28 protein-coding genes and 1 riboswitch are annotated in these 26,034 nt (G+C 71.2%); of the genes, 12 read left to right on the plus strand and 16 right to left on the minus strand.

Going from position 1 to position 26,034, the window contains the following annotated elements; translation table 11 throughout:
- Window positions 1-43: 43 nt before the first annotated feature.
- Entirely contained in the window at window positions 44-583 is a 540-nt protein-coding gene (locus DJ476_RS08580) for an LOG family protein (RefSeq protein ID WP_103421305.1), read from the minus strand.
- Window positions 584-679: 96 nt separating this feature from the next.
- Here DJ476_RS08580 and DJ476_RS08585 point away from each other — a divergent pair, with 96 nt between their 5' ends.
- Window positions 680-1,024: a DUF427 domain-containing protein gene (locus DJ476_RS08585; RefSeq protein ID WP_103421304.1), complete on the plus strand. Its 345-nt coding sequence runs from the start codon at window positions 680-682 to the stop codon at window positions 1,022-1,024.
- A 76-nt stretch (window positions 1,025-1,100) separates the two neighbouring features.
- Complete coding sequence (locus DJ476_RS08590; RefSeq protein ID WP_103421303.1) at window positions 1,101-1,910, plus strand: alpha/beta fold hydrolase; 810 nt, start codon at window positions 1,101-1,103, stop codon at window positions 1,908-1,910.
- Window positions 1,911-1,919: 9 nt separating this feature from the next.
- Here the strand turns inward: DJ476_RS08590 and mnmA are convergent, their stop codons facing one another.
- Window positions 1,920-3,056, minus strand: a complete 1,137-nt coding sequence (gene mnmA / locus DJ476_RS08595) for a tRNA 2-thiouridine(34) synthase MnmA (RefSeq protein WP_103421302.1) — start codon at window positions 3,054-3,056, stop codon at window positions 1,920-1,922.
- 61 nt (window positions 3,057-3,117) lie between these two features.
- Here mnmA and DJ476_RS08600 point away from each other — a divergent pair, with 61 nt between their 5' ends.
- On the plus strand, window positions 3,118-3,858 hold the full coding sequence (locus DJ476_RS08600) for an N-acetylmuramoyl-L-alanine amidase (RefSeq protein ID WP_103421301.1): 741 nt from the start codon (window positions 3,118-3,120) through the stop codon (window positions 3,856-3,858).
- Between the two features lie 52 nt (window positions 3,859-3,910).
- On the opposite strand, the gene DJ476_RS08605 is transcribed toward DJ476_RS08600, so the two are convergent.
- From DJ476_RS08605 to DJ476_RS34840, 3 genes are all read right to left on the minus strand, one after another.
- Window positions 3,911-5,080, minus strand: a complete 1,170-nt coding sequence (locus tag DJ476_RS08605) for a cysteine desulfurase family protein (RefSeq protein ID WP_112490222.1) — start codon at window positions 5,078-5,080, stop codon at window positions 3,911-3,913.
- Between the two features lie 155 nt (window positions 5,081-5,235).
- Entirely contained in the window at window positions 5,236-5,616 is a 381-nt protein-coding gene (locus DJ476_RS08610) for a hypothetical protein (protein WP_112490223.1), read from the minus strand.
- Window positions 5,617-5,712: 96 nt separating this feature from the next.
- Window positions 5,713-5,859 (minus strand): hypothetical protein, encoded by a 147-nt coding sequence (locus DJ476_RS34840; RefSeq protein ID WP_019762994.1) that lies wholly within the window; start codon window positions 5,857-5,859, stop codon window positions 5,713-5,715.
- Between the two features lie 137 nt (window positions 5,860-5,996).
- On the opposite strand from DJ476_RS34840, the gene DJ476_RS08615 reads away from it, so the two are divergent.
- On the plus strand, window positions 5,997-6,632 hold the full coding sequence (locus DJ476_RS08615) for a TetR family transcriptional regulator (RefSeq protein WP_070199940.1): 636 nt from the start codon (window positions 5,997-5,999) through the stop codon (window positions 6,630-6,632).
- 154 nt (window positions 6,633-6,786) lie between these two features.
- On the opposite strand, the gene DJ476_RS08620 is transcribed toward DJ476_RS08615, so the two are convergent.
- The 10 genes from DJ476_RS08620 to DJ476_RS08665 form a co-directional block, all read right to left on the minus strand.
- Complete coding sequence (locus DJ476_RS08620) at window positions 6,787-7,668, minus strand: thioesterase family protein (RefSeq protein ID WP_208853480.1); 882 nt, start codon at window positions 7,666-7,668, stop codon at window positions 6,787-6,789.
- Window positions 7,669-7,747: 79 nt separating this feature from the next.
- Window positions 7,748-8,407 (minus strand): trimeric intracellular cation channel family protein, encoded by a 660-nt coding sequence (locus DJ476_RS08625; RefSeq protein WP_019762996.1) that lies wholly within the window; start codon window positions 8,405-8,407, stop codon window positions 7,748-7,750.
- Between the two features lie 18 nt (window positions 8,408-8,425).
- Window positions 8,426-9,586 carry an ABC transporter ATP-binding protein gene (locus DJ476_RS08630; protein ID WP_112490225.1) on the minus strand — a complete coding sequence of 387 codons (1,161 nt, stop codon included), beginning with the start codon at window positions 9,584-9,586 and terminating at the stop codon, window positions 8,426-8,428.
- Window positions 9,583-10,575, minus strand: coding sequence for an ABC transporter ATP-binding protein (locus tag DJ476_RS08635; protein WP_103421296.1), 993 nt, complete (start codon window positions 10,573-10,575; stop codon window positions 9,583-9,585). Before DJ476_RS08635 ends, DJ476_RS08630 begins: the two co-directional genes overlap by 4 nt.
- A 6-nt stretch (window positions 10,576-10,581) precedes the next feature.
- Window positions 10,582-11,544 (minus strand): ABC transporter permease, encoded by a 963-nt coding sequence (locus DJ476_RS08640; protein WP_103421295.1) that lies wholly within the window; start codon window positions 11,542-11,544, stop codon window positions 10,582-10,584.
- A gap of 1 nt (window position 11,545) precedes the next feature.
- A complete protein-coding gene (locus tag DJ476_RS08645) occupies window positions 11,546-12,550 on the minus strand; it encodes an ABC transporter permease (RefSeq protein WP_018492309.1) in 1,005 nt (334 codons plus the stop codon).
- A gap of 85 nt (window positions 12,551-12,635) precedes the next feature.
- Complete coding sequence (locus DJ476_RS08650) at window positions 12,636-14,306, minus strand: ABC transporter substrate-binding protein (protein WP_103421293.1); 1,671 nt, start codon at window positions 14,304-14,306, stop codon at window positions 12,636-12,638.
- Window positions 14,307-14,581: 275 nt separating this feature from the next.
- Window positions 14,582-15,373 (minus strand): enhanced serine sensitivity protein SseB C-terminal domain-containing protein, encoded by a 792-nt coding sequence (locus tag DJ476_RS08655; RefSeq protein WP_078949635.1) that lies wholly within the window; start codon window positions 15,371-15,373, stop codon window positions 14,582-14,584.
- Window positions 15,374-15,611: 238 nt separating this feature from the next.
- Entirely contained in the window at window positions 15,612-16,379 is a 768-nt protein-coding gene (locus DJ476_RS08660) for an enhanced serine sensitivity protein SseB (RefSeq protein ID WP_103421292.1), read from the minus strand.
- Window positions 16,380-16,453: 74 nt separating this feature from the next.
- Window positions 16,454-17,182 (minus strand): AAA family ATPase, encoded by a 729-nt coding sequence (locus tag DJ476_RS08665; RefSeq protein ID WP_112490226.1) that lies wholly within the window; start codon window positions 17,180-17,182, stop codon window positions 16,454-16,456.
- Between the two features lie 164 nt (window positions 17,183-17,346).
- Window positions 17,347-17,444: riboswitch (glycine riboswitch) on the plus strand.
- A gap of 164 nt (window positions 17,445-17,608) precedes the next feature.
- Here DJ476_RS08665 and gcvT point away from each other — a divergent pair.
- The 4 genes from gcvT (at window position 17,609) to DJ476_RS08685 (ending at window position 22,069) form a co-directional block, all read left to right on the plus strand.
- A complete protein-coding gene (gene gcvT / locus DJ476_RS08670; protein ID WP_103421290.1) occupies window positions 17,609-18,724 on the plus strand; it encodes a glycine cleavage system aminomethyltransferase GcvT in 1,116 nt (371 codons plus the stop codon).
- Between the two features lie 132 nt (window positions 18,725-18,856).
- Entirely contained in the window at window positions 18,857-19,234 is a 378-nt protein-coding gene (gene gcvH / locus DJ476_RS08675) for a glycine cleavage system protein GcvH (protein ID WP_018492303.1), read from the plus strand.
- 19 nt (window positions 19,235-19,253) lie between these two features.
- Window positions 19,254-20,513, plus strand: a complete 1,260-nt coding sequence (glyA, locus tag DJ476_RS08680; RefSeq protein ID WP_019763248.1) for a serine hydroxymethyltransferase — start codon at window positions 19,254-19,256, stop codon at window positions 20,511-20,513.
- A 170-nt stretch (window positions 20,514-20,683) separates the two neighbouring features.
- Window positions 20,684-22,069, plus strand: coding sequence for an L-serine ammonia-lyase (locus tag DJ476_RS08685; protein WP_103421289.1), 1,386 nt, complete (start codon window positions 20,684-20,686; stop codon window positions 22,067-22,069).
- Window positions 22,070-22,454: 385 nt separating this feature from the next.
- Here the strand turns inward: DJ476_RS08685 and DJ476_RS08695 are convergent, their stop codons facing one another.
- Window positions 22,455-22,700, minus strand: coding sequence for a hypothetical protein (locus DJ476_RS08695; RefSeq protein WP_070199951.1), 246 nt, complete (start codon window positions 22,698-22,700; stop codon window positions 22,455-22,457).
- A 315-nt stretch (window positions 22,701-23,015) separates the two neighbouring features.
- Here DJ476_RS08695 and DJ476_RS08700 point away from each other — a divergent pair, with 315 nt between their 5' ends.
- From DJ476_RS08700 to DJ476_RS08715, 4 genes are all read left to right on the plus strand, one after another.
- Window positions 23,016-23,852 (plus strand): DUF4397 domain-containing protein, encoded by an 837-nt coding sequence (locus DJ476_RS08700; RefSeq protein ID WP_103421927.1) that lies wholly within the window; start codon window positions 23,016-23,018, stop codon window positions 23,850-23,852.
- A 97-nt stretch (window positions 23,853-23,949) separates the two neighbouring features.
- On the plus strand, window positions 23,950-24,633 hold the full coding sequence (locus tag DJ476_RS08705; protein ID WP_112490227.1) for a class F sortase: 684 nt from the start codon (window positions 23,950-23,952) through the stop codon (window positions 24,631-24,633).
- A gap of 47 nt (window positions 24,634-24,680) precedes the next feature.
- Window positions 24,681-25,238 (plus strand): sigma-70 family RNA polymerase sigma factor, encoded by a 558-nt coding sequence (locus DJ476_RS08710; RefSeq protein ID WP_318294481.1) that lies wholly within the window; start codon window positions 24,681-24,683, stop codon window positions 25,236-25,238.
- Complete coding sequence (locus DJ476_RS08715; protein WP_103417311.1) at window positions 25,225-26,001, plus strand: anti-sigma factor; 777 nt, start codon at window positions 25,225-25,227, stop codon at window positions 25,999-26,001. The genes DJ476_RS08710 and DJ476_RS08715 overlap by 14 nt, the downstream gene beginning before the upstream one ends.
- Window positions 26,002-26,034: the final 33 nt, after the last annotated feature.

Here is a 26,034-nt window from a genome sequence, read left to right on the forward strand (position 1 = left end):
GGGCTCCCCACGGGGGACGGGCGGACCGCTGGAGACCGGCGGACTACTGGAGACCGGCGGACTCCTCCAGATACGCCAGCGCCCCCACCCCGTCCTTGGCGAAGAAGACCAGGTCGGTCAGGGGCACCGGGAGGAACCCCTCGTCCTCCATCCGCTGGAACTGCTCGCGCAGCCCGTCGTAGAAGCCCGCCGTGTTGAGCAGGACGACCGGCTTGGTGTGCTTGCCGTGCTTCTTCAGCTCCAGGATCTCGGTGGCCTCGTCCAGCGTCCCCGTACCGCCGACCATGATCACCACGGCGTCGGCCTTCTCCAGGAGGAGGGCCTTGCGCTCGGCCAGATCGCGGGCGATCACCATCTCGTCCGCGCTCCGCCGGGCCTTGTCCGCCAGGAAGTCGACCGAGACCCCGACCAGCCGCCCGCCCGCCGACTGCACCCCGTCCGCGACGACCTTCATCAGGCCGCTCTCCGAACCGCCCCAGACCAGGGTGTGCCCGCCTCTGCCGAGCAGCTCGGCGAACTCCCGGGCGGGGATGGTGTAGCGGTCGTCGAGGTCGGCGGCGGAGAGGAAGACGCAGATGTTCATGGAGCAACCGTACGGCCCGCCTCTGAACACTCCCCCGTCCGCGTCACGCCGCACGGAGGAGGGAAGATTCCGGAGCCGTACGCCGCTGAAACAGGCATGACTTCCACCCGAGCCACCCGAGGACACCACATCACCGTCGAGCCGGGCACCGTGCGCGTCAGGGCGGTGCACGACGGGCAGGTCCTGGCCGAGAGCCGCCGCCCGCTCGTGCTGCGCGAGACGGGCTGCCCGGACCGCTACTACCTGCCGCCCGAGGACGTCCGTACGGAGCTGCTCACCCCGTCGGAGACCACCACCCACTGTCCGTTCAAGGGGGACGCCTCCTACTGGTCGGTCCCCGGTGCCGCCGATCTCGTCTGGGCCTACCCCGAGCCGAAGGCCGAAGTCGCCGCGATCAAGGGCCACTTCTGCTTCTACGAGACGGCTGTCGTCCCCGACTGACCCGGGGCGGAGCACCTTCCCGGAAGTTTTCCACCGCCGGCGATGAGTTTCCGGGCCCAGCCCGGTCTGCCCTCCCATGGACAGGATTCTCTCCGCCGACTCCACGCCGATCGCCTGCCACCGCCGGGGCGAGGGCCCGCCCCTGGTCCTGGTGGGAGGGGCGCTGGGCACGGCGGCGGCCGACGCGTCCCTGGCCGCCCTGCTGGCGGCGCGCTTCACCGTGGTCACCTACGACCGCCGGGGCCGGGGCGCCAGCGGTTCCGGCGGGGCGGGCGGGGTGGCGGGCGTGCGCCGGGAGATCGAGGACCTGGCGGCCGTCGTCACGGCAGCGGGCCCCGGCGCCTCGGTCTTCGGGATGTCCTCCGGCGGGGCGCTGGCCCTGGAGGCGGCCGCCGCCGGGCTCCCCGTGGAGCTGCTCGCCGTCTACGAACCGCCCTACACCCCCGGCGCCTCCGGCCTCCTCCTCAAGGCCCGCGCCTCGGACCGGCTGCACCGGCTGCTGGCCGCCGGGGACCGGGCCGGGGCGGTGGAGCTGTTCCTGACCGCGACGGGCGTGGACCCGGCGACGGTGGACCGGATGCGGCGCGCGCCCCTGTGGCCGGGGCTGGAGGCGCTGGCGCCCACGCTGGCGTACGACGACGCGGTGCTGGGCGACGGGGCGGTCCCGGTCGAGCGGTTCGCCGCCGTGACCGCCCGCACGCTGGTGGTCTGCGGCGGCTTCAGCTCGGCCCGGTCCCGGGCCGCCACCCGGACCCTGGCCGAGGCCCTCCCCCGCGCCCGGCACCGTACGCTGACGGGCCAGACGCGCGAGGTGGCCCCGCAGGTGCTCGCCCCGGTGCTGGCGGACTTCTTCGCCCGGGACGTGTACGTACGCCAGGCGTCGTGAGCCGGGGTGTCAGGCCCCTGAGGTGGCCCGCTCGCGGCGGACCGTCGTCGCGATGGTGGCCGAGCCGACCACGCGGGTGCCGTCGTAGAGGACGACCGCCTGACCGGGGGCCACGCCCCGGACCGGCTCGGTGAAGGTGACGTGCAGCTCGGAGCCGTCCACCAGCTCGGCCGTCACCTCGCACTCGCCGCCGTGGGCGCGCAGCTGCGCGGTGTACGTGCCCGGGCCGGACGGAGGCGTTCCGCACCAGCGGGGCTTGATGGCGGTCAGCGAGGTCACGTCGAGGGCCTCGGCCGGGCCGACGGTGACGGTGTTGTTCACCGGGGAGATGTCGAGCACGTAGCGCGGCTTGCCGTCGGGTGCGGGGTGGCCGATCTTGAGGCCCTTGCGCTGGCCGATGGTGAAGCCGAACGCGCCGTCGTGGGTGCCCAGCTTCGTACCGGACTCGTCCAGGATGTCGCCCTCGGCCGGACCGCCGAGGCGCTTGGCCAGGAAGCCCTGGGTGTCGCCGTCCGCGATGAAGCAGATGTCGTGGCTGTCGGGCTTCTTGGCGACGGCCAGGCCCCGGCGCTCGGCCTCGGCGCGGATCTCGTCCTTGGTGGTGAGGGTGTCACCGAGCGGGAACATGGCGTGGGCGAGCTGCTTCTCGTCCAGGACGCCGAGCACATAGCTCTGGTCCTTGGCCATGTCGGAGGCGCGGTGCAGCTCGCGGCTGCCGTCCTCGGTGAGCACGACCGTGGCGTAGTGGCCGGTGCAGACGGCGTCGAAGCCGAGGGCGAGCGCCTTGTCGAGCAGCGCGGCGAACTTGATCTTCTCGTTGCAGCGCAGGCACGGGTTGGGCGTGCGCCCGGCCTCGTACTCCGCGACGAAGTCCTCCACCACGTCCTCGCGGAAGCGTTCCGCCAGGTCCCAGACGTAGAACGGGATACCGATGACGTCGGCCGCGCGGCGGGCGTCCCGGGAGTCCTCGATGGTGCAACAGCCGCGCGCCCCGGTCCGGAAGGACTGGGGGTTGGCCGAGAGGGCGAGGTGGACACCGGTCACGTCGTGGCCCGCCTCGACGGCGCGGGCGGCGGCGACGGCGGAGTCCACGCCTCCCGACATCGCGGCGAGGACACGCAGGGGGCGCTGGGGAGTCTGAGTCATAGCCCCTCCAGGGTACGGGTCGCCGGGAACCGAATGCTCGCGGATATGCGTTGACGATCACATGGGGAACAACGGGAGCACCCGGGCGTCGCGGAAGCCCTCGGGCAGGTCGTCGCGGAAGAAGTCCGGCGGCGGCGTCAGCCGGCGTGCGCTGCTCATCGGCGGCGGTGCGGTGGTGGCGGCCGGGACCGCCGCCGTCCTCGCGCGCGAGGAGATGAGGCGGGCGTGGTGGCGGATACCGGGCGTGGAGAAGCCCCGCAAGCCCGGTGAGCTGGATTACGCGGGCGCCACCTGGGTCGCCGCCTCCGAGGCGAACTGGCGGCGGGCCGACCGGCCGGACGACTTCCGGATCGACCGCGTGATCATCCATGTCACCCAGGGCAGCTTCGACAGCGCGGTGCGGGTCTTCCAGGACCCCTCCCACCGGGCCGCGACGCACTACATCGTGGGCCAGGACGGCCGGGTGGTGCAGATGATCCGCGAGCTGGACGTGGCGTACCAGGCGGGCAACCGGTCGTTCAACGAGCGGGCGGTCGGCATCGAGCACGAGGGGTTCGTGGACCGGCCCAAGGACCTCACGAAGGAGATGTACGAGGCGTCGGCGCGGCTCACGGCGTCGATCTGCGCGCGGTACGACATCCCCATCGACCGGGAGCACATCATCGGTCATGTGGAGGTGCCCGGCACCGACCACACGGACCCCGGTCCGCACTGGGACTGGGACCGTTATCTGAAGCTGGTGCGGCGGGCGGCGACGGCCCCGCCGACACCGTCTGCCTCCGCGTCGGCAAAGGCGGAGTAGGCGTCGGCGGAGGCGGAGGAGTCCGCGCCCGGTTCGCGCCGTGCCGCCGCCCTCAGCTGAGGCCGGCCGTCCGGGCCCGCTCGACCGCCGGGCCGATCGCCTGGGCCAGCGCCTTCACATCGTCCTCGGTGGAGGTGTGGCCGAGCGAGAAGCGCAGGGTGCCCCGGGCCAGGTCCGGATCGGTGCCGGTGGCCAGGAGTACGTGGCTGGGCTGGGCGATCCCGGCGGTGCAGGCGGAACCGGTGGAGCACTCGATGCCCTGGGCGTCCAGCAGGAGCAGGAGGGAGTCGCCCTCGCAGCCGGGGAAGCTGAAGTGCGCGTTGGCCGGGAGCCGCCCGGCCGGGTCCGGGTCGCCGCCGAGGACGGCGTCGGGGACGGCGTGGCGCACGGCGGCCACCAGGTCGTCGCGGAGTGCGCCGACGCGCCGGGCGAAGTGCTCGCGCCCCTCGGCGGCCAGCCGCCCGGCCACCGCGAAGGAGGCGACGGCGGGCACGTCCAGGGTGCCGGAGCGCACGTGCCGCTCCTGGCCGCCGCCGTGCAGCACGGGTACGGGGGTGTGGTCGCGGCCCAGCAGCAGCGCGCCGATGCCGAACGGGCCGCCGATCTTGTGACCGCTGACCGTCATCGCGGCCAGCCCGGAGGCGGCGAAGCCGACCTCCAGCTGGCCGAAGGCCTGCACGGCGTCGGCGTGCATCGGGATCCCGAACTCGGCGGCCACCGCAGCCAGTTCCCGTACCGGCATGATCGTGCCGATCTCGTTGTTGGCCCACATCACGGTGATCATCGCGATGTCGTCGGGGTTGCGGAGGATCGCCGCGCGCAGGTCCTCGGGGTGGACCCGGCCGTGGCGGTCGACCGGGAGGTAGTCGACGGTGGCGCCCTCGTGCTCGGCGAGCCAGTCGACGGCGTCCAGGACGGCGTGGTGCTCGACGGGGCCCGCGAGGACCCGGGTGCGGCGGGGGTCGGCGTCGCGGCGGGACCAGTAGAGGCCCTTGACCGCGAGGTTGTCGGCCTCCGTGCCGCCGGAGGTGAACACCACCTCGCTGGGGCGTGCGCCAAGGGCGTCCGCGAGGGTTTCTCTGGACTCCTCGACGGTACGGCGGGCTCTGCGGCCGGCCGCGTGCAGCGAGGACGCGTTGCCGGTGACGGAGAGCTGGGCGGTCATCGCCTCGATCGCTTCGGGAAGCATCGGCGTGGTCGCGGCGTGGTCGAGGTAGGCCATGGTGGGGCCGATTCTACGAGCCCGGGGCGGGGCGCATGGCGGGGCGTCTCACGGTGCGGCGACCGCGCACGGGCGCACGGGGGTGCGGTGGCCCGGCCCCGAGCCCGGTCCGGAGCCCGATCCGGAACGGGGTGAGCGGCTCGGGGGCGCGCCCGTCAGCCGGCCAGATCCCAGGCGACCGTGCCGTTGACGGTGACCAGGACGGCCAGGACCACGAGGTCCGCGACGCCCAGCGCGAGGCCGAGCCGGGCGCGGCCGGGGCGGCGGGTGCGGCGGGCCAGGGCCAGCAGCGCCATCACGATCGCGGTGGGGCCGAGCAGCAGGTTGAAGACCAGCAGCCCGACGAGGCCGAGGACGAAGGAGGCGACGGCGAGCCCGTCCGCCTCCCGGCCGGTGGCCCGGCGCGGAGCGGAGCCGGGGGCGGAGTCGGGGGTCCTCTCCGGCGCCGCGCCCGCGTCGGCGGTCTCCTTGTCGGTGACGTGCTTGTCGGTGACGTGGTCCGCACGGCGGGCGCGGTCGATGAGGGTGAGGGTCATGGTGCGAGCTCCTTCGGATCGGTCCGGGCAGGGCGGGCTCGGCGGGTGCGGGTGCGGATCAGCAGGTACGGCTACGCGTACGGGTGCGGATACGGGTCAGCGGGTGCGGCGTTCCCGTACGGCGAAGATCAGCAGCCAGCAGCCGATCACGCTCGCGGCAGCCAGGGAGACCGGAACCGGAAGCTGGGCGACCGCCCCGAGGGCGATGCCCAGGAGCAACAGCGCGGCGACGAGGACGAGCACGGCGGAACCTCTCTCTACGAAGTCTGCGCGGGGTCGCGCGAAGACGAATGCCGTTCGGAGTACGAGTGTTCACTGACTCCCCAGCCTAAACCTCCGACCCCTTCCTCGACTCGGAGAACGGTTGTTTACTGAATGGCATGAGTCACACCGTCGGAATCCGCCAGACCCAGAAGCTCAGGACCCGCCAGGCCCTGCTGGACGCCGCGCTCGGGCTGCTGGAGCACCAGAGCCTGAGCAGTCTGGGGCTGCGCGAGGTCACCCGGGCCGTCGGGGTCACGCCCACCGCCTTCTACCGGCACTTCGAGGACACCGCCGCCCTCGGGGTGGCCCTGGTGGAGGAGACGCTGGGCAGCCTGCACGGGCTGATCGCCGCGGTGCTCATGGAGACGGGCGACAGCGAGGAGCGGGTGGACCGCAGCGTGGAGGTGATAGCGCGCCATGTGGCGGCGCAGCCCGCCCACTTCCGGTTCATCGCCCGGGAGCAGCACGGCGGGGTGGGCCCGGTGCGCGAGGCCATCGCGGCGCAGCTGTTCCGGTTCGCGGAGGAGGTGGCGGCGGCGCTCGGCGAGGAGCCGGGGGCGGCCGGGTGGAGCGAGGAGGATCTGCTGATGCTCGGCGGGTTCTACGTGGACCACATGGTCATGACCGCCTCGGCCCTGCTGGAGGCCGGCCCGGAGCGCGAGCGGGAGGTGGTCCGGCGGACCAAACGGCGGCTGCGGCTGGTGACGATCGGCCGCGCCCACTGGCTCGACGAGGCACCCGCCCCGGACTGAGGGACGGGACGCCCATCCGGGACCCCACAGCGGCGCGCGAACGCCCGGGACCGACGACGGCCGAACTCGCCGCGGCACCCCACAGCGGCGCGCCCGCCCGGGATGACCCCGGACGGGCGCAGAAGCCGTACTCGTACTCGTACCTCCGTACGCCCTACTTCGTGCGCGGCGCCTTCGCCAGCTGGCGGGACTGGGCGACGAGGCGGTCGGCGCTGTCCCAGACCTCCGCGTCCTCCTCCAGGAAGCCGCCCGCGAGGTTGCGGGTGGTGATGGCGACGCGGAGCGGGCCCGGGGCGGGGCGGCAGCGGACGTGGGTGGTCAGCTCCACGGTGGGGGTCCAGCCGGTGAGGCCCAGCTCGAACGAGGTCGGCGGCAAGGCGTCCACCGTGAGCAGCAGGGAGAGCGGGTCGGGGTCGCGGCCGTCCGCGAGGCCGAACCAGCCGCGCATCTCACCCTTGCCGGACGGGGCACCGACCGCCCAGCCGACGGTCGCCGGGTCGAGCTTGATGTCGAGGCGGTCGGTGATGGCCGAGCTGCCGGGGATCTTCGGCGCGCCGTCGCTCGGGCCGAGGCAGTGCTCGCGGGCGGGCATGGCGGGCGGCAGGGCGGTGGTGCGTACGTCGTCGGGGAGGGTGTCCAGGTCGCCGTAGGTGGCGAGGACCCGGATGCGCTCGATCTCGCTGCCGTCCTCGGCGTACTGGAAGAGGGATGCCTGCCCGGTGGAGAGGGTCCGGCCGGTGCGGACGGTCTGGGTGCGGATCACGGCGGGGCCGGGGACCGAGGCGGTGAGGTAGTGGGCGGAGACCGAGAACGGGTCGGGGTGCGGCAGGGCCTCGCCCAGCGCGCGGCCGATGAGGGCCAGCAGATAGCCGCCGTTGACGGCCTGGATGATGGTCCAGCCCGCGGAGAGGGTCGCGTCGTAGACGCCCTCCTCGCGCCGGGTGACCGCGGTGTCCCGGTCGAACTCGCTGTCGCCGATGGATGCCGGGGTTGCCGGGGCGGTCTGCGCCGCCGCCTCTGTCGCTGCCTGTGCCATGGCATGCACCGTACACGGATCGCATTACTAAGCGGTAGCTTTTGACTGTCCTTTCCTTCTCAAGGCTCTGACGCTTCTTCTACGCCTCCTCCGCCCGCGCCGAGGACCGGTTGTAGGCGCGCGGCGCCCGCCAGTGGAAGCGCAGGGCCAGCAGCCGCAGGGTGAAGGCGGCGATCACCGCCAGGCCGCTGGTCAGGGCGTTGAGGGTGTCGAAGCGGATGCAGAGGACGACCATGGTCGCGCCGACGATCGCGGGCACCGCGTACAGGTCCCGGTCCCAGCGCAGCAGCGAGGGGACCTCGTTGGCCAGCACGTCCCGCAGCACACCGCCGCCCACCGCGGTGGCCAGCCCGAGCGCCGCCGAGGCCGTGAGCCCGAGGCCGTACTCGTACGCCTTGACCGTGCCGGTCACGCAGAACAGGCCGAGCCCCGCCGCGTCGAAGACGTTGACCCCGGCCTGGATGCGCTCCACGTGCGGGTGGAGGAAGAAGACCAGACCGGCGGCGAAGAGCGGGGTGATGAAGTAGCCGAGGTCGGTGAAGGCGGCGGGCGGGATCGCGCCGATCATCACGTCACGGAACAGCCCTCCGCCCAGCGCCGTCACCTCGGCGAGAACGGCGATGCCGAAGACATCGAAGTTCTTGCGTACGGCGAGCAGCGCGCCCGAGATCGCGAAGACGAAGATCCCGACGAGGTCGAGCGCATGCTGGACGGAGGGCGTGAACAGTTCGGTGAGCACCGGACAATTGTGCCGGTCCTACTCGGCGGCTCCGTCCTTCGCGGGCACGGCGACGGGGGCGTCGGCCTGGCCCGGCACCTGGGCGGCCCCCTCCGGTGCGTCGCCCTCCGACACCTCCACCGCCTCGGCCGCGACCGCCTCCGTGGCGACGACCGCCTCGATGCCGATGGCCAGGGTCGGCTTGACCGTCCCGGCCTCGATCTCGGCCGTGAAGTGGCAGGCGACCCGGTGGCCGTCCCCGGTGTCGAGCAGCGGCGGGCGCTCGGTGGCGCACTTGGTCTCCTGCACCCACGGGCAGCGGGTGTGGAAGCGGCAGCCGGCCGGCGGGTTGGCCGGGGAGGGCAGGTCGCCGTGGAGCAGGATGCGCTCGCGGCGGTCCTCCACCTCCGGGTCGGGCACCGGGACGGCCGACATCAGCGCCTTGGTGTACGGGTGCCGGGGCCCCGCGTACAGCGCGTCGCTCGGCGCCTCCTCGACCAGCCCGCCCAGGTACATCACCCCGATGACGTCCGAGATGTGCCGGACGACGGCGAGGTCGTGGGCGATCACCAGATAGGTGAGGCCCAGCGACTCCTGGAGTTCCTCCAGGAGGTTGATGACCTGTGCCTGGACCGAGACGTCGAGCGCCGAGACGGGCTCGTCGCAGATGATGACGTCCGGTTCCAGGACCAGCGCGCGGGCGATGCCGATGCGCTGGCGCTGGCCGCCGGAGAACTCGTGCGGGTAGCGGGAGAGCGCGTTGGCCGGTAGCCCGACCCTGGCGAGGATCTCCTTGATCTTCTCCCGGCGCTCGGCCTGGTCCTTGCCGATGCCGTGGGCGGCCATGCCCTCGGAGAGGATCGACTCGATGTTCTGCCGGGGGTTGAGGCTGCCCAGCGGGTCCTGGAAGACCATCTGGAGGCGGCGGCGGAAGTTGCGCATCTCCTCGGCGGGCAGCTTCGCGAGGTCGGTGCCGTCGAAGACGACCGCGCCCTCGGTGATGTCGTTCAGCCGCAGCACCGCACGGCCGAGCGTCGTCTTGCCGCACCCGGACTCACCGACCAGGCCGTAGGTCTGGCCCGCCTCCACACTGAGCGAGACACCGTCGACGGCGTAGACGTGGCCCACCGTACGGTCGAAGAAGAGGCCCTTCTTCACCGGGAAGTGGACTTTGACGCCGTCCAGTTCGAGCAGACTCATGCCGGGACCTCCGCAGTGGGCAGGACCGGGTTGACGCAGCGGACCTGGTGTCCGGCCGCGCGTGGTTCGGTCAGTTCGGGGGTGCCGGTGAGGCACTCCATCGTGTAGTGGTCGCACCGGGGTGCGAAGGCGCAGCCGTCGGCCCAGGCGATCTTGTCGTTGATGGAGCCGCGGATCGGGTTGAGCGGCTCACCTCGGGGCGCGTCGAGCCGCGGGATGGAGCCGAGCAGCCCGTGCGCGTACGGGTGGGTGGGGTGGGCGAACAGCTCGCGGCGGCCCGCCGACTCCACGGCCCGGCCCGCGTAGAGGACGTTGACCTCGTCGCAGAGGCCGGCGACGACGCCCAGGTCGTGGGTGATCATCAGCAGGGCGGTGCCCTCCTGGTCGACCAGTTCCTTGAGCAGTTCCAGGATCTGGGCCTGGATGGTGACGTCCAGGGCGGTGGTCGGCTCGTCCGCGATCAGCAGGCGGGGCGCGCAGGCCACCGCCATGGCGATCAGCGCACGCTGGCGCATACCGCCGGAGAGCTGGTGCGGGTACTCCTTGAGCCGCCGGTCCGGGTCGGGGATGCCGACCCGGTCGAGGAGCGACGCCGCTTCCTTGCGGGCCTTCTCGCCCTTGAGGCCGCGGTGGCGCTGGAGGATCTCGGTGACCTGGATGCCGATGGGGACGACCGGGTTCAGCGAGGAGAGCGGGTCCTGGAAGATCATCGCGAGCTGGCTGCCGCGCATGTCGCGGAGCTTGCGCTCACCGAGGGCCAGCAGGTTCCGTCCGTCGAACTCGGCCCGCCCCCCGATCCGTACGCCCTTGCGGGGCAGCAACCCCATCAGGGCCAGCGAGGTGACGGACTTGCCGCACCCCGACTCGCCCACCAGGCCCACGACCTGGCCCTGGTCGACGTCGAAGGAGACGCCGTCCACGGCCGTGGCGTCCTTGCGGCCGCGTGCGGTGAAGGTGACGCTGAGTTCTTCAACTGAGAGCAGTGGCATGGGATGTCAGCCTCGCAGCTTCGGGTCGAGGGCTTCGCGCATGGCCTCGCCGAGCAGGGTGAAGCCGAGTGCGGTGATGATGATCCCGATGGCCGGATAGGCGGCCATCATCGGCTCGTTGTCGAAGAAGCGCTGTGCCTGGGAGAGCATCACGCCCCACTCGGGAACGGCCGGGTCGGGGTTGCCGAGCCCCAGGTAGGAGAGGGCCGCCGCCTCGATGATCGCGGTGGCGAGGCTCAGCGTGGCCTGGACGATCACCGGGCTGAGCGAGTTCGGCAGGATCTGGGTCAGCACGATGCGCTTGCGCCGGATGCCGACCGCCTTCGCGGCGAGCACGTAGTCCGCGCCGCCCTGCACGAGCATCGAACCGCGCAGCAGGCGGGCGAAGATGGGGATCTGGACGACACCGACGGCGATCATCACGGTGGTCAGCGACTGTCCGAGCACGGCGGCGATGGAGACGGCCAGCAGCAGGGACGGCAGCGACAGCATGATGTCGGTGATGCGCATGATCACGGTGTCGACGCGCTTGCCGACCTTGCCGCCGAGGGTGGCGGCGGCGCCGGAGAGGACGCCGACCGTGGCGCCGACGATCAGGCCGATGAGCATGGAGACCACACCGACCAGGAGGGTCTGCCGGGCCCCGACGAGCCAGCGGGAGAACATGTCGCGGCCCAGATGGTCCAGGCCGAACCAGTTCTCGCCGCGCATGCCGACGAACTTGCCCTGGTTGGGGAAGACTTCCGCGCGCCAGTTCTGCGCGGTGGGGCCGTGCGGGGCGAGCATCGGCCCGACGACGGCGACCAGCACGAACGCGGCGATGATGGCCGCGCCGATGATGGCCATCTTGCTGGAGCGCATCCGGCGGAACGCCTCGCGCCACAGGCTGCTGCCCGAGACGGACTCGGAGCTCTGGGTCAGCTCGGCGAGACGGTCGATCTTGTCTGCTTTGTTGGTCAGAATCGTCACGTCAGTGCACCCGCACTCTCGGGTCGATGATGCTGTACGCGAGGTCGACCAGCAGGTTGATCAGTACGTACACCATCGCGATGAAGAGAATGAACCCGACGAGGACCGGGTAGTCGCGGCCGTCGATCGCGGTACGGATGAAGGAGCCGATGCCGCCGAAGTCGAAGACCGACTCGGTGAGCACCGCACCGGACAGCAGGCTGCCGGTCAGCAGGCCGACCGCGGTGATCACCGGCAGCAGCGCGTTGCGCAGCACGTGGCGGCCGCGGACGACGCGCTTGTCCAGGCCCTTGGACTCGGCGGTGCGGATGTAGTCCTCGCCGAGCACCTCCAGGACGCTGGCGCGGGTCATCCGGACGATGACGGCGAGCGGGATCGAGGCGAGCGCGAGGGCGGGCAGGACCAGATGCATGATGGCGTCCCAGCTCGCGTCGAACTCGCCGGTCAACAGCCCGTCCAGGACGGCGAATCCGGTGATGTCGGTGGCGTTGAGGCCGGTGGTGAGCCGTCCCTGGCTCGGGAACCAGCCCAGCTGGACGGAGAAGATCCCGCGCAGCAGCATGGCGAGGAAGAAGACCGGGATGCAGATGCCGAGCAGCGATCCGGAGACGGACGCGACGTCCAGCCAGCCGCCGCGCCGCTTCGCCGCCAGGTAGCCCATCGGGATGCCGACGGCCACGGCGATGAGGATCGCGGCGATGGACAGCTCCACGGTGGCCGGGAAGCGCAGGGCGAATTCGTCCCACACCGGCTGCCCGGTCTGGGTGGAGGTTCCGAGGTCGAGCTCGAAGATGCGCTTCAGGAAGCGCCAGTACTGGACGTGCACCGGCTCGTCGAGCCCGAGTGCACGGTTGATCCTCGCCACTTCGGCTTCGGTGGCCCGCTCGCCCAGGATCGCCGATGCGGGTCCGCCGGGCAGTCGGTTCAGCCAGAGGAACAGCAGGACCGACAGGCCGAGCAGGGTGGGAATGAGCTGGAGAAGTCTTCTGACGACGAGTCGCAGCACCCCGCATGCCCCTTTCTCACGTGCGTCGATGCGGGTCCGCCCGGCCACCTGGTAGCTGTGGCCGGGCGGACCCGCTGGTGTGCGATTACTTGAAGGAGACCTCGGCGAAGTTCTCCTGCGTCAGCGGGGAGACCTTCGGCGGGTTGACGTTCTTGGCGAACGCGATCGCCGGCGGGGACGACGAGATCGGCACCCCCGGGAGGTACTCCATGATCGCCTCGTTGGCCTTCTTGTACGCCTCGGTGCGGCCCGCGGCGTCGGAGATCTTGGAGGCCGCGTTCACGGCGTCGAAGACCTTCTGGTCCTTGAAGCCCCACTGCTTGTCGGGGCCGGAGAACCAGGTGCCGATGAAGTTGAAGCCGTCGTTGAAGTCACCGGTCCAGCCCAGCAGGTGCAGGGCGCATGAGCCGGCCTCGGTGGCGTCCAGGTAGTCCGGGGCCCACTTCATGGCCTTCGGCTTGACGGTGATGCCGGCCTTCTCCAGGTCGGCCTTCATCAGCTCGAAGAGGTCCTGCGGGGCGGGCATGTACGGGCGGGTGACCTCGGTCGGGTAGCAGAACTCGACGCTGAGCTTCTCCTCACCGGCCTGCTTGAGGAGGTCCTTCGCCTTGGCGGTGTCGAAGGGGTACGTCTTCACCTGGTCCGAGAAGCCGGCGACCGTGTCGGGCATGAACTGGGTCGCCACCTTGCCGCCCTCGGGCAGCTGGGTCTTGACCAGGTTCTCGCGGTCGATGGCGTGCGTGATCGCCTGACGGACCTCGGGCTTCTTCAGCGCCGGGTTCGCGCCCTGGCTCATGCCGACGTAGAAGATGTTGAAGACGTCACGGGTCGGGACCTCGAAGCCCTGCTTCTCCAGCGTCGTCACATCGGCGGGCGAGACCAGGTCGTAGCCGTCGATGTCACCGGCCTGGAGCGCCTGGCGGCGGGTCTCCTCGGTGGAGATGGTGCGGAAGACCAGGTTCTTCACCTTGGCCTTCTCGCCCCAGTACTCGTCGAAGCGCTCCAGGGAGACTTCCTTGTTGCCCTTGTTCCACTTGACGATCTTGTACGGGCCGGTACCGGCGACCGTGCCGGCCTCCTGGCTGTACTTGGGGTACGTGATGGCGTCGCCCTTGGCCGTCGCCTCCTGCTTCTCGTACTCCTTGATCGCCTTCGGCGAGTGGATCGCGAGCGCCTGGAGGGAGAAGCCGCCCGGCAGGTTGGCCGAGGTCTCGTTGACCTCGATCACCGCGGTGTTCTCGTCCTTGGCGGTGCAGGACTTGTAGTTCGGCTTGGGCGCCTCGGCGTCCTCGTTCTTCGCGAACCCGCCCATGATGGTCTGCCAGTAGTAGGAGACCGCGCTGGACTGGTACGTGCCCTTCCAGTTGAACCAGTGGTCGTAGTTCGCGCAGACCGCGGCGGCGTTGAGCACCTCGCCGTCGTGGAACTTCACGCCCTGGCGCAGGTTGAACGTCCAGACCTTGCCCGACGGGTCGCTCGACCACTTCTCCGCGAGGCCGCCGACCAGTTCGCTGCCGCCGGACTCGTGCTCCAGCAGGGCCTCGAACGCCTGACGGGTGACGCGGAACGTCTCGCCGTCGGTCGCGAGAGCCGGGTCGAGGGAGCCGGGGTCACCGGAGCCGGCGAAGACGAAGGTGTCCTTGTCGCCCCCCTTGGAGCCGCCCTCGTCCCGCTCACTGGAACAGCCCGTGGCGATCAGACCGACAGCGACCGCTGTCGTGATCGCCCGGACAGCCCGGGACTTGAATATGCGCATGGGTCCACCCCTGGTTCGCCATGTGGTGAGGTTGATGGCCGCACACTACAGACGGGGTATGCCGCAAGAGAACAGTCCGGATAGCGGTGAGACCTAGTCGAGACCCGGACAGTTAACAAACCGTCCAGTTCCGGGACATCCCTCCGTGGGCAGTTAACAGGCCCGACATCTGGGGGTGTTCGGCGGCGCGGGAATGCCGGGCAGGTCAGGGGCGCCGCGAGGATCCGCAGTTCAGCGGGGCCGGCGGGCGACGCCGCGGGGCCCGGCCGCGCGGGTCAGCGGTGGTGCTGGGGCGGGTAGCCGTAACCCGGGGCGGGGGCCGGCGGCGGGCCCGCCGGGGCGTGCGGCTCACGGTCGTAGAACGGCCGGGCGTTGGCCCGCAGCCACATCGCGACCGGGTCGTACTCGTCGGACAGGGCGACGGTGGAGACGGGCAACCCGTCGGGGACCGCGCCGATCGACTGCCGCATCATCGTGCGCACCGCGTCGACGGAGGCGCGCCCGGAGTCGTACAGATCGAGCCCGATCGCGAGGTACGGGACGCCCACCGCGGGGTGCACCCAGGCGCGGCGCAGCGAGCGGACGGCCGGGGTGCGGTGGGCGTTCTGGGTGAGCTGGGCGTAGAACTGCGGCAGCTCCACGGCGGGTTCGGTCAGCCGGAGCGGTCCGGCGGGGAGCCGGTCCAGGCCGGTGGAGATCCGGCGCAGGTCGAGCCAGGGGATGCCGACACCACCGCCGGGGGCGTGCGGGTTGAGCCAGATGCCCCAGCGGTCGGGGAAGAGGGTGCGGGCGATGTCCCGGCCGGAGACCAGCTCATGGGCGCGGGTCCAGCCGCTGGCGGACAGTTCCTGGGCCGAGGTGACGCAGGGGGCGTACCCCAGGCCGTCGACCTCCATGGAGCCGTACTGCGCGTCCGGGGAACCGGCCGTGCCGTGCCAGAGCAGCATCCAGACCCGGCCGTCGGCGAGGGCCGCGAGCAGCTCCTCGTAGGCGTCGTAACGCCCGGGACCGACCTGGCGCAGCATGTGCTCGACCTTGCCGGCCGCCGCGGTGCCTGACGCACTCACCCTGGTCCCGCCCCTCATCGTTCCGTCCGACTCGCGCCGACGCTCCCGGGCACACGGGAGCGACCCCGCCATCAAACCAGCTTATGCGCCACTTCTGACACCGGCTTGACGCCACAGTCGGCCGGTGCCCGCCCCGGGACCCCTGCGGACGCGGCCGGTGCCCGCCGGGCCGCTTCTCCGTACGCGCCTGCCGGCCGTCTCCGGCGCCGGTCCGTCCGAGCCTGTGGCGCCGGTCCGTTCAGTGGCCTTCGCGGCGGTAGAAGGGCCGTACCTTCTCCCGCATCCAGTCGCCCACCAGGTCGTCGGCCACGTCCAGCAGGACCAGGTTCACCGGCCAGGGCACCTCGACGCGCCCGAGCGCCCGCCCCAGGGCGTCCATGGGGGCGTTGCCCGTGCCGTCCCAGGCCGCGCACTCGACGCCGACGAAGAGGACGGGGTCGCCGCCCTCGATGCTGGCGAGCGCGCGGCGGGCGGTGGAGACCACGCCGGTGGCCTCGAAATCGGCGGAGACGGCGGTGAGGAAGTCGACCGGGTCGTGCTGCCAGTCCGGCTCGAACAGACGTACGCGGCCGCCGGTGGCGGGCCCGTCCAGGGCGGTGCGCCCGGCCCGGCAGAGGTCGGCGACGGCGGGCGGGGGGATCGGTATGCCGACCGCGCCGCCCGGGTTCACCGCGATGCCGACCTGGGGGGGCAGCCCCCGGGCGAAGTCACGGGCGGGGGCCACGGCGAAGGACATGTGGCTGCCGACGCAGCTGAGGAACTGACCCTCGGAGCTGAAGACCGGGACGTACGCGGCGCCCTCGATGTCCATCATCGGCAGGTCCAGGTCGGCGCTGGCGGGCGAGCCCCCGTTGGGCAGCGGCACCCAGACCGAGCTGCGGCCGAGCACCTCCACGAGACGGGCGCCCGCGTCGGGGACGCCGAGGGAGGCGGTCAGCACCTCTTCCAGCTCGTTGGCGGGCCAGGTGTGCTGGGGGTGCGCCTGGGCCGGTGCCGGAATGTCCACGTCCTCGGTGCCTCTCTCCGCTGGTGTCGTCCGGCGCTGTCGTCGCTCGGCGCTGTCGTCGTCCGGCCAGAACCTTAACCGGCGCGCGCGGCCGGGACCTCGCCGTCGGTGAAGGAGATCCGGCTCAGCGCGCTCGCTGCCGCCCGGTCCAGCAGCACCGCCGAACCGCAGCCGCCGGGGAGCACGCCCTGTTCGGTGGCGTGGATCAGCCGGGCCACCGCGTGCCGGTGGCGGGCGAAGGCGTAACCGGAGACGCCCCGGCCGCGCTGCCGCTGGCCCTGCCGGGCGGTGGCGGGGTCCACGTCGAGGAGGATCAGATGGAGGAGGCGGCCCCGGCGGACGGCGTGCCGGGCGAGCCAGCTCCGTACCCAGGTCTGCGTACCGCAGTCGTGGACGACGACGGACTCGCCGGAGCGCAGGGCGGCCCGGAGCCCGAGGTAGTGGGCGGCGCGGACCAGGGGGCGGTAGAGGGCGTAGGGGAGTAAGGGGGGCAGGGCGGCGGCCCAGCGGTCGCGGGTGTCCTGGGAGTCGATCGCGCGGCCGGTGACGGCCTGCCGGATCAGTGTGGACTTGCCGCCGCCGGGGAGCCCGGAGACGACGACGATGTCCCCGGCGGCGAAATCGAGGCTGTAGGGGGCGTGGCCGGTGCGCCCGCGCAGATCCCGTACCACCGGCGCGGGCCCGGTGATCAGCTCGCCCGGGGAAGCGCCGGGCGGTACGGATCCTTCCGGTACGGCTGCGCCGGGCTGTGCGGGCATCGCGCCGTGCGCGACCCCGGTCGGTACCGACCGCTGCAACGCCATCGCCCATCCCCCTGCTGTCGGGCCGCCCACGCCTGCTCCTGAAGTGTAAAGAAACGGCAAGGCTCCACAACCGTTCCCGGCGTTCACCGACCTGTTGCGGACCGGCCTCCCCACTCCGGCGCAATGCGTGCGATGATGACCGCGCCAACTGCATACCGGCCGTTCGAATCCGCGCGGGAGAGTTCCGGCCACAGTGTGAGCCGGGCGCCGAAGGAGCAAGATCCTCCCTTGAATCTCTCAGGCCCCGTACCGCGTGGATGAGGCAGATCTGAAAAGCGGGCCGCCCCGGCGGCTCCACCCAAGGTGCAAGCCGACCCCGGTGACCGGGGGCATACCCCCTGTGGGGCTATCGGCGAACCTCTCAGGTTCCGATGACAGATGGGGAGGATTTCCGTCCCGACGTCGTCATGCCCTGGAGCCATGCCCATGAGCACTGCCCCCCGTCTCACCGCCCTCGACGCGCTGCACCGCTCGCTCGGCGCCACCATGACCGACTTCGCGGGCTGGGACATGCCCCTGCGGTACGCGAGCGAGCGCGACGAGCACAACGCCGTACGGACCCGGGCCGGGCTCTTCGACCTCTCGCACATGGGCGAGATCACCGTCACCGGCCCCGAGGCCGCGGCCTTCCTGAGCTACGCGCTGGTGGGCAACATCGCCACCGTCGGCAACGGCCGGGCCCGCTACACGATGATCGTCCAGGAGGACGGCGGGATCGTCGACGACCTGATCGTCTACCGGCTGGGCGAGACCGAGTACATGGTGGTCGCCAACGCGGGCAACGCCCAGATCGTGCTGGACGCGCTGACCGGGCGCGTCGGCGGCTTCGACGCCGAGGTGCGCGACGACCGGGACGCGTACGCCCTGCTGGCGGTCCAGGGCCCCGAGTCCCCCGCGATCATGAAGGCCGTCACCGACGCCGACCTGGACGGGCTGAAGTACTACGCGGGCCTGCCGGGCACGGTCGCCGGGGTCCCGGCGCTCATCGCCCGTACCGGCTACACCGGCGAGGACGGCTTCGAGCTGTTCGTCGCGCCCGAGCACGCCGAGGCCCTGTGGCAGGCGCTGACGGAGGCCGGTGCCCCGCACGGCCTGATCCCCTGCGGCCTCTCCTGCCGGGACACGCTGCGCCTGGAGGCGGGCATGCCACTGTACGGGCACGAGCTGACGACGGCGCTCACCCCGTTCGACGCGGGTCTGGGCCGGGTCGTGAAGTTCGAGAAGGAGGGCGACTTCGTGGGGCGCGAGGCGCTCCAGGCCGCCGCCGAGCGCGCCGAGACCGCCCCGCCGCGCAAGCTGGTCGGCCTGGTCGCCGAGGGCCGCCGGGTCCCGCGCGCGGGCTTCTCGGTCGTGGCGGACGGCAAGGTGATCGGCGAGGTCACCTCCGGCGCCCCCTCCCCCACCCTGGGCAAGCCGATCGCCATGGCGTACGTGGACGCGGCCTTCGCCGCCCCGGGCACCGAGGGCGTGGGCGTGGACATCCGGGGCACGCACGAGCCGTACGAGGTCGTCGCGCTGCCGTTCTACAAGCGCCAGAAGTGATATCCCGGAGGGAACGGCGCATTCCGGGCCCTCCGCACCGGCACGCAGGCGTCACGGAAGTGACGTACCTCCGTCTCACACCGTAAGACCACCGTTCATCAGCACTCCCCCGCGTACAGGAGAATTCAGGTCATGAGCAACCCCCAGCAGCTGCGGTACAGCAAGGAGCACGAGTGGCTGTCGGCCGTCGAGGACGGCGTGGCCACCATCGGCATCACGGAGTACGCGGCCAACGCGCTCGGTGACGTCGTCTACGCCCAGCTCCCGGAGGTCGGTGACACGGTGACCGCGGGCGAGACCTGCGGTGAGCTGGAGTCGACCAAGTCCGTCAGCGACCTGTACTCGCCGGTGACCGGTGAGGTGACGGCGTTCAACCAGGACGTCGTGGACGACCCCTCGCTGGTGAACTCCGCTCCCTTCGAGGGCGGCTGGCTGTTCAAGGTGCGCGTCACGGAGGAGCCGGCCGACCTGCTCTCCGCCGACGAGTACACCGCGTTCTCCGGCAACTGAGACCTTAAGGGACCCCCTGATGTCGCTTCTGAACTCCTCCCTCCACGAGCTGGACCCGGACGTCGCCGCCGCCGTCGACGCCGAGCTCCACCGTCAGCAGTCCACCCTCGAAATGATCGCCTCGGAGAACTTCGCTCCGGTCGCGGTCATGGAGGCGCAGGGCTCCGTCCTCACCAACAAGTACGCCGAGGGCTACCCGGGCCGCCGCTACTACGGTGGCTGTGAGCACGTCGACGTGGTCGAGCAGATCGCGATCGACCGGATCAAGGCCCTGTTCGGCGCCGAGGCAGCCAACGTCCAGCCGCACTCCGGTGCGCAGGCGAACGCCGCCGCGATGTTCGCGCTGCTGAAGCCGGGCGACACGATCATGGGCCTGAACCTGGCCCACGGCGGTCACCTGACCCACGGCATGAAGATCAACTTCTCCGGCAAGCTCTACAACGTGGTCCCGTACCACGTCGACGAGAGCGGCCTGGTGGACATGGAGGAGGTCGAGCGCCTCGCCAAGGAGTCCCAGCCGAAGCTGATCGTCGCCGGCTGGTCCGCCTACCCGCGCCAGCTGGACTTCGCCGCCTTCCGCCGGATCGCGGACGAGGTCGGCGCGTACCTCATGGTCGACATGGCCCACTTCGCGGGCCTGGTCGCGGCCGGGCTGCACCCCAACCCGGTGCCGCACGCCCACGTCGTCACCACCACCACGCACAAGACCCTCGGCGGTCCGCGCGGCGGCGTGATCCTCTCCACCCAGGAGCTGGCCAAGAAGATCAACTCGGCGGTCTTCCCGGGCCAGCAGGGCGGTCCGCTGGAGCACGTGATCGCGGCCAAGGCGGTCTCGTTCAAGATCGCGGCGGGCGAGGAGTTCAAGGAGCGCCAGCAGCGCACCCTGGACGGCGCGCGCATCCTGGCCGAGCGCCTGGTCCAGCCGGACGTCACCGAGGTGGGCGTCTCCGTCCTCTCCGGCGGCACCGACGTGCACCTGGTCCTGGTCGACCTGCGCAACTCCGAGCTGGACGGCCAGCAGGCCGAGGACCGGCTCCACGAGCTGGGCATCACGGTCAACCGGAACGCCATCCCGAACGACCCGCGCCCCCCGATGGTCACCTCGGGCCTGCGGATCGGCACCCCGGCGCTCGCCACCCGCGGCTTCGGCGCCGAGGACTTCGCGGAGGTCGCGGAGATCATCGCCTCCGCCCTCAAGCCGTCGTACGACGCGGACGACCTCAAGGCCCGCGTCGCCGCGCTGGCCGAGAAGTTCCCGCTGTACCCCGGCCTGAAGTAGCGCCTGGCCTGCGGTTCCGCGCACCGAGACGGGGCACCGCGCACACTGAGGAGAGTGAGCGCGGTGCCCCGTTCCATGCCCCTCCCTCGCGTTTCCGCCCGCTTGCCCCGCTTGTCCCCGCACCGCCCAGGCAGACAACGGCGTCTTCCAACCCCCCAAGGAGTCCTCCCGTGGCCATCTCGGTCTTCGACCTCTTCTCGGTCGGCATCGGCCCGTCCAGCTCCCACACGGTGGGCCCGATGCGGGCCGCCCGGATGTTCGCGCGCCGCCTGAAGAACGAGGGGCTGCTCGCGCACACCACCTCGATACGCGCCGAGCTGTACGGCTCCCTCGGCGCGACCGGCCACGGCCACGGCACCCCGAAGGCGGTCCTGCTCGGCCTGGAGGGCGAGTCCCCGCAGACGGTCGACGTGGAGACGGCGGACGCCCGGGTCGAGGCGATCCGCTCCACGGGCCGGATCAACCTGCTCGGCATGCACGAGATCGCCTTCGACTTCGACGAGGACCTGATCCTGCACCGCCGCAAGGCGCTCCCGTACCACGCCAACGGGATGACGATCTTCGCGTACGACACCGAGGGCGCCCCGGTCCTGGAGAAGACGTACTACTCGGTCGGCGGCGGCTTCGTGGTGGACGAGGACGCGGTCGCGGGCGAGAACCCGATCGTCCCGGACGACACGGTCCTGCGCCACCCGTTCCGCACGGGCGACGAGCTGTTGCGCCTGGCCCGCGAGACCGGCCTCTCCATCTCGCAGATGATGCTGGAGAACGAGCTGGCCTGGCGCACCGAGGCCGAGATCCGCGCCGGGCTGCTGGACATCTGGCGGGTCATGCAGGCCTGCGTCTCGCGCGGCATGTCCCGCGAGGGCATCCTCCCCGGCGGCCTCAAGGTCCGCCGCCGCGCCGCCAACTCGGCCCGCCAGCTGCGCGCCGAGGGCGACCCGCAGGCCCACGCGATGGAGTGGATCACGCTCTACGCGATGGCGGTCAACGAGGAGAACGCGGCGGGCGGCCGCGTGGTCACCGCCCCCACCAACGGCGCGGCGGGCATCATCCCGGCCGTCCTGCACTACTACATGAACTTCGCCTCCCACGGCTGCACCGAGGCGGAGAAGGAGGACAGCGTCGTCCGCTTCCTCCTCGCCGCCGGCGCCATCGGCCTCCTCTTCAAGGAGAACGCCTCCATCTCCGGCGCCGAGGTCGGCTGCCAGGGCGAGGTCGGCTCGGCCTGCTCCATGGCGGCCGGCGCCCTCGCCGAGGTCCTGGGCGGCTCCCCCGAGCAGGTGGAGAACGCCGCCGAGATCGGCATGGAGCACAACCTGGGCCTGACCTGCGACCCGGTCGGCGGCCTCGTCCAGATCCCGTGCATCGAGCGCAACGGCATGGCGGCGGTGAAGGCGGTGACGGCGGCGAAGATGGCCCTGCGCGGCGACGGCAGCCACAAGGTCTCGCTGGACAAGGTCATCAAGACGATGAAGGAGACGGGCGCCGACATGTCCGTGAAGTACAAGGAGACGGCCCGGGGCGGGCTCGCGGTGAACATCATCGAGTGCTAGGGCCTGTCGTCGAACTGCCGTCGTCGCCCGGAGGGCGGCCGTGCGGCGTCCGGTGCGTGCGATCGCAAGGCGCCGGGATGGTCTTGTAGCGGATCTACCAGGGCATCTCGGCAACGCCGCGAGCGTGCGTGCCGGACGTCGCACGGCAGGCGGCAGTTTGACGACAGGCCCTAGGAGGCGTCGGAGCCGGCCGGCCATCTCGGTTCGGCGTTGGCTCTGCCGACGGCGGATCGGTCGGCGGCCCCTGCGGAAACATCGTGCGGGGTCGTCGACCGGTATCGGACCGTGGTGCCCCGGACCCGGCGTCCGGGAGAGGAGATGCCGAGGTGGCGTCGGTCAGTGGCCGACGCCACCTCACCACCCGGCGGTCGCCGCCGCGCGGCGGTCAGTGCTCGGTCGAGTGGAGTGACTCATGGTCGCCTTCGTAGTTGGCCAGTGCCAGGCCGAGGGCGAAGAACGTGGGGGCCCACTCTCCGATGAAGATCCCCCAGCGGTCGGCGCGTGCGGTACCCGCGTTCTCGGCTTTCATCGATCCGCACCACGAGGCGACGGACAAGCCGATCGACGCGAACGCGGCTGTGTAGGCGTGCTCGGATGTCAGGCCCTTCTCGTGCAGCATCTTGACGATCATGACTCTCCGTCGAGTAGTGGGGATACCGTCCCCTCCACGGTCGCCCCTCGAACTCAGGCCCGCATCTCGAGCGTCACCTCGGTCAGGTGGTGAAGCAGCCGGCCCGGACCCCGCCCAACCACTGCGGCCGGAGCGCGACGCCGGGTGCCGCCGTCTCGACGGCGGCGTTATCACGCTCGTCGCGCTCCGGCAGCCGGTGTTGGACCGTTCAAGCTGTTGACGGACTTTCCCCGACGGAAGTGAAACCGCGATCGCAGTCCTGGCGGAATGCTCCGCACAGACTCCAGTCAAGGAGTCCCGTTGAAGGGAAAGTCCATGACTTCTCGGCCCGTCGCCGCAGCACTCGCCCTGGCCACCGCCACGGTCATCGGAGCAGCCGCGGCCGCCCCCGTGGTCGCGGCACCTGCCGCCGCCTCGGACAGCCAGGCCACCGTCTCGGTCTTCCACGCCGTGCCCGGCCTGAAGGTCGACGTCTACGCCAACGGCAAGGAACTGCTTCCCGACTTCGAGCCCGGGACCCTGACCGACCCACTCAAACTCGACGCAGGCAGCTACGACATCAAGGTCTTCAAGGACGGCGAGGGCCCTGGCGGCACGCCCGCCATCGAGAAGAAGGTCGATGTCCCGGCCGGGGCCGACGCCACGCTCGTCGCCCACCTGACCGCCGACGGCGAACCGGCCCTCAACGCCTTCGTCAACGATGTGTCCAAGGTTCCGGCCGGTAAGGCGCGGCTGACGGTCCGCCACGTCGCCGCCGCTCCGGCCGTCGACGTGAGGGCCGGAGGTTCCCCGGTCTTCACGGGGCTGAAGAACCCCCAGGAGGTCAAGGGAGAGGTCGACGCCGGCGTCGTCAAGGCCGACGTGACACTGGCGGGCACCGACACGGTGGCCATCGGGCCCGCCGATCTCGACCTGGCAGAGGGGACCAACACCGTCGTCTACGCCTGGGGCAGCGCCGGCGACAAGAACCTCGCGCTCAAGACGCAGACGTTCAAGGACCTGCACTCCGCCCCGCACGGAGTCCCCGCAGGTGAGACGGGCGAGGGCGCGGTGAACTCCACCGGACTCCCCGGCTGGACCTTCGCGCTCGGCGGCCTCGCCCTCGTCGGTGCGGCCCTCGGCGGACGTCGGCTGTTCGCCTCGCAGCACTGAACAACTCCGAAACAGGGAGGGGCGGGGGCACGCCTCATCGCTCCGCCCCTCCTTCCACCGCGGTCATCGCACCTACCCGTAGCAGAGGTCTTCGTCGATGAAGCATCGCCAGCCCCGCGCACGATGGGGGTCTTTCGTCGCTGCCCTCACGGTCCTGCTGGGCCTCGTCGTCTACGCGGGGTTGCGCCTCACCGAGGATGTGGGTCCCGAGGACTTCGGAGCCCCGCTCGAACCCCGGCCCACGACGACGAGCCTCGCGCCGTCCGGCCCTCCTGCACGCCCTTCCGCGCCGGGTGCCGAATCGTCTTCGAGCCCCTCGGGAGCGGTGCAACCATCGCCGGCCTTGTTGGTGATCCCCCGGCTAGGTGTGGAGGCTCCCATCGACGCGGTCGGAGTGGCAGCCGACGGCGCGACCGAGGTCCCCCAGGACGCACGCCGGGTCGGCTGGTATCGCTTCGGTCCTGCTCCCGGGGCCGCAGAGGGGTCGTCGGTGATCGTCGGCCACGTCGACTCGAAGTCCCAGGGGCTGGGCGTGCTGGCCGAACTCAGGCATGTCGGACGGAACGATCGTGTGGAGGTGCGCGGCGAGGACGGTGCGAGTCGGGTCTACCGGATCACGTCCCGCGAAACCGTGCCGAAGCAAGAGCTCGCCGATTCCGGGGTGTTCCGTCGGAACGGCCCGCACGTTCTGAGCATGATCACCTGCACCGGGCCGTACCACAAGGACAGAGGCGGATACCAGGACAACCTCGTGGTCACCGCCGTGCCGGAATCGAGCTGACGATGCCCTGGGGTGGCCCACGAGTTCTTGCTACTAGCCTGTACGACGTGCAGACAACGGATGATGACATCGCCAAGGGGTTCGCCCTGGGCGATGAAGCATGTCTTGCCGCCGCCTATCGCCGATGGGGCTCCCTCGTCTATAGCGCTGCCAGCCGTGCTCTAGGAGATTCGGAGGAGGCCAAGGACGTAGCGCAACAGGTCTTCATCGGTGCCTGGCGAGGGCGAGCCGGCTTTCAGCCCGAGCGAGGAACGCTGGCCGGTTGGCTGATGGGCATCACGCGTTCCAAGATCGCCGATGCACTGGACCAGCGTTCTCGGCGTCGACGTGATCTGCAGGCGGTGTCCGCCGCCAAGGTCGAGGAGACACTGGCCGACGAGGCAACGCCGAACCGGGTCGTGGACCAGCTCATGGTCAGGGAGTTCCTTGCGCAACTGTCGGATTCCCAGCGGCAGGTGCTGGAGATGACGTTCTTCGACGATCTCACTCAGGCGCAGATCGCGGAACGTACCGGGCTGCCGCTGGGCACGGTGAAAACGCACGCACGACGTGGGCTCATCGCGCTGAAGCGCAGGATGGAGGAGGTGGAAGGTGCAGCACACTGATCTCGATCAGTTGGCGATGCTCGCCCTGGGCGATGTACCGCCGCCGTCCGTCGCGGCGCACGTGGCCGACTGCGCGGAGTGCTCGGCGGAACTGACCGATCTGCGGCGGATGCTCGACATGGGGCGTTCGGCGTCCACGCCACCGGAACTGCTGGAGCCGCCGCCGGAGGTGTGGGCGGGCATCTGCGCGGAACTGGAGTTGCCGTCCCAGGCTGAAGGTGTCCCCTCCGACGACGGGGGCGATCGGAGCTACGCCGACCCGCCGAGCACCCGGCCCAACGATCCGACTCGGCAATCGGAGCGCCCGGTGGGCAAGCGCGCGCCACGGTGGCGGTCCGCATTCGGCCTTGCGGCCGCAGCCGCGCTCCTCGGTGCTGCGGCGGGCAGCGGCATCACCTGGTGGGCGGTGGACCGCGAGCAGCCCCCCACCCTCGCCGGCACGAGCCAGGCCCTCGAACCCTTGGTGCCCAGCGCACTCGGGTCCGCGCGGACGGGGGATCTGTCGGGGCAGCGCTCGCTCGACATCAAGGTCGAGGGTCTCCCGAAGACCTCGGGGTACTTCGAGGTCTGGCTCATGGATCGCAGTCACAGGAAACTCATCTCGATGGGCGTCCTCGGTGCTGACGGTCACGCCGTCCTGCCCGTTCCCGAGAACGTCGATCTGACGGAGTACTCGATCGTGGACGTCTCCGTCCAGGAGTTCAACGGCAGTCCCGAGCACTCGGGTAACAGCGTGGTACGCGGAGCCTTCGCCGCCACCTGATGGCGCGGACCTCCTACCGGGTCGTCGAAGAGG

This window comes from Streptomyces bacillaris, assembly GCF_003268675.1.
GTDB classification, from domain to species: domain Bacteria; phylum Actinomycetota; class Actinomycetes; order Streptomycetales; family Streptomycetaceae; genus Streptomyces; species Streptomyces bacillaris.

What these genes read in the sequence shown, in the direction of transcription:
- DJ476_RS08580 (WP_103421305.1), bottom strand. Translation starts at nt 583, where the DNA reads ATGAACATCTGCGTCTTCCTCTCCGCCGCCGACCTCGACGACCGCTAC.
- DJ476_RS08585 (WP_103421304.1), top strand. Translation starts at nt 680, where the DNA reads ATGACTTCCACCCGAGCCACCCGAGGACACCACATCACCGTCGAGCCG.
- DJ476_RS08590 (WP_103421303.1), top strand. Translation starts at nt 1,101, where the DNA reads ATGGACAGGATTCTCTCCGCCGACTCCACGCCGATCGCCTGCCACCGC.
- mnmA (WP_103421302.1), bottom strand. Translation starts at nt 3,056, where the DNA reads ATGACTCAGACTCCCCAGCGCCCCCTGCGTGTCCTCGCCGCGATGTCG.
- DJ476_RS08600 (WP_103421301.1), top strand. Translation starts at nt 3,118, where the DNA reads ATGGGGAACAACGGGAGCACCCGGGCGTCGCGGAAGCCCTCGGGCAGG.
- DJ476_RS08605 (WP_112490222.1), bottom strand. Translation starts at nt 5,080, where the DNA reads ATGGCCTACCTCGACCACGCCGCGACCACGCCGATGCTTCCCGAAGCG.
- DJ476_RS08610 (WP_112490223.1), bottom strand. Translation starts at nt 5,616, where the DNA reads ATGACCCTCACCCTCATCGACCGCGCCCGCCGTGCGGACCACGTCACC.
- DJ476_RS08615 (WP_070199940.1), top strand. Translation starts at nt 5,997, where the DNA reads ATGAGTCACACCGTCGGAATCCGCCAGACCCAGAAGCTCAGGACCCGC.
- DJ476_RS08620 (WP_208853480.1), bottom strand. Translation starts at nt 7,668, where the DNA reads ATGGCACAGGCAGCGACAGAGGCGGCGGCGCAGACCGCCCCGGCAACC.
- DJ476_RS08630 (WP_112490225.1), bottom strand. Translation starts at nt 9,586, where the DNA reads ATGAGTCTGCTCGAACTGGACGGCGTCAAAGTCCACTTCCCGGTGAAG.
- DJ476_RS08635 (WP_103421296.1), bottom strand. Translation starts at nt 10,575, where the DNA reads ATGCCACTGCTCTCAGTTGAAGAACTCAGCGTCACCTTCACCGCACGC.
- DJ476_RS08650 (WP_103421293.1), bottom strand. Translation starts at nt 14,306, where the DNA reads ATGCGCATATTCAAGTCCCGGGCTGTCCGGGCGATCACGACAGCGGTC.
- DJ476_RS08665 (WP_112490226.1), bottom strand. Translation starts at nt 17,182, where the DNA reads ATGGCGTTGCAGCGGTCGGTACCGACCGGGGTCGCGCACGGCGCGATG.
- gcvT (WP_103421290.1), top strand. Translation starts at nt 17,609, where the DNA reads ATGAGCACTGCCCCCCGTCTCACCGCCCTCGACGCGCTGCACCGCTCG.
- gcvH (WP_018492303.1), top strand. Translation starts at nt 18,857, where the DNA reads ATGAGCAACCCCCAGCAGCTGCGGTACAGCAAGGAGCACGAGTGGCTG.
- glyA (WP_019763248.1), top strand. Translation starts at nt 19,254, where the DNA reads ATGTCGCTTCTGAACTCCTCCCTCCACGAGCTGGACCCGGACGTCGCC.
- DJ476_RS08695 (WP_070199951.1), bottom strand. Translation starts at nt 22,700, where the DNA reads ATGATCGTCAAGATGCTGCACGAGAAGGGCCTGACATCCGAGCACGCC.
- DJ476_RS08700 (WP_103421927.1), top strand. Translation starts at nt 23,016, where the DNA reads ATGACTTCTCGGCCCGTCGCCGCAGCACTCGCCCTGGCCACCGCCACG.
- DJ476_RS08705 (WP_112490227.1), top strand. Translation starts at nt 23,950, where the DNA reads ATGAAGCATCGCCAGCCCCGCGCACGATGGGGGTCTTTCGTCGCTGCC.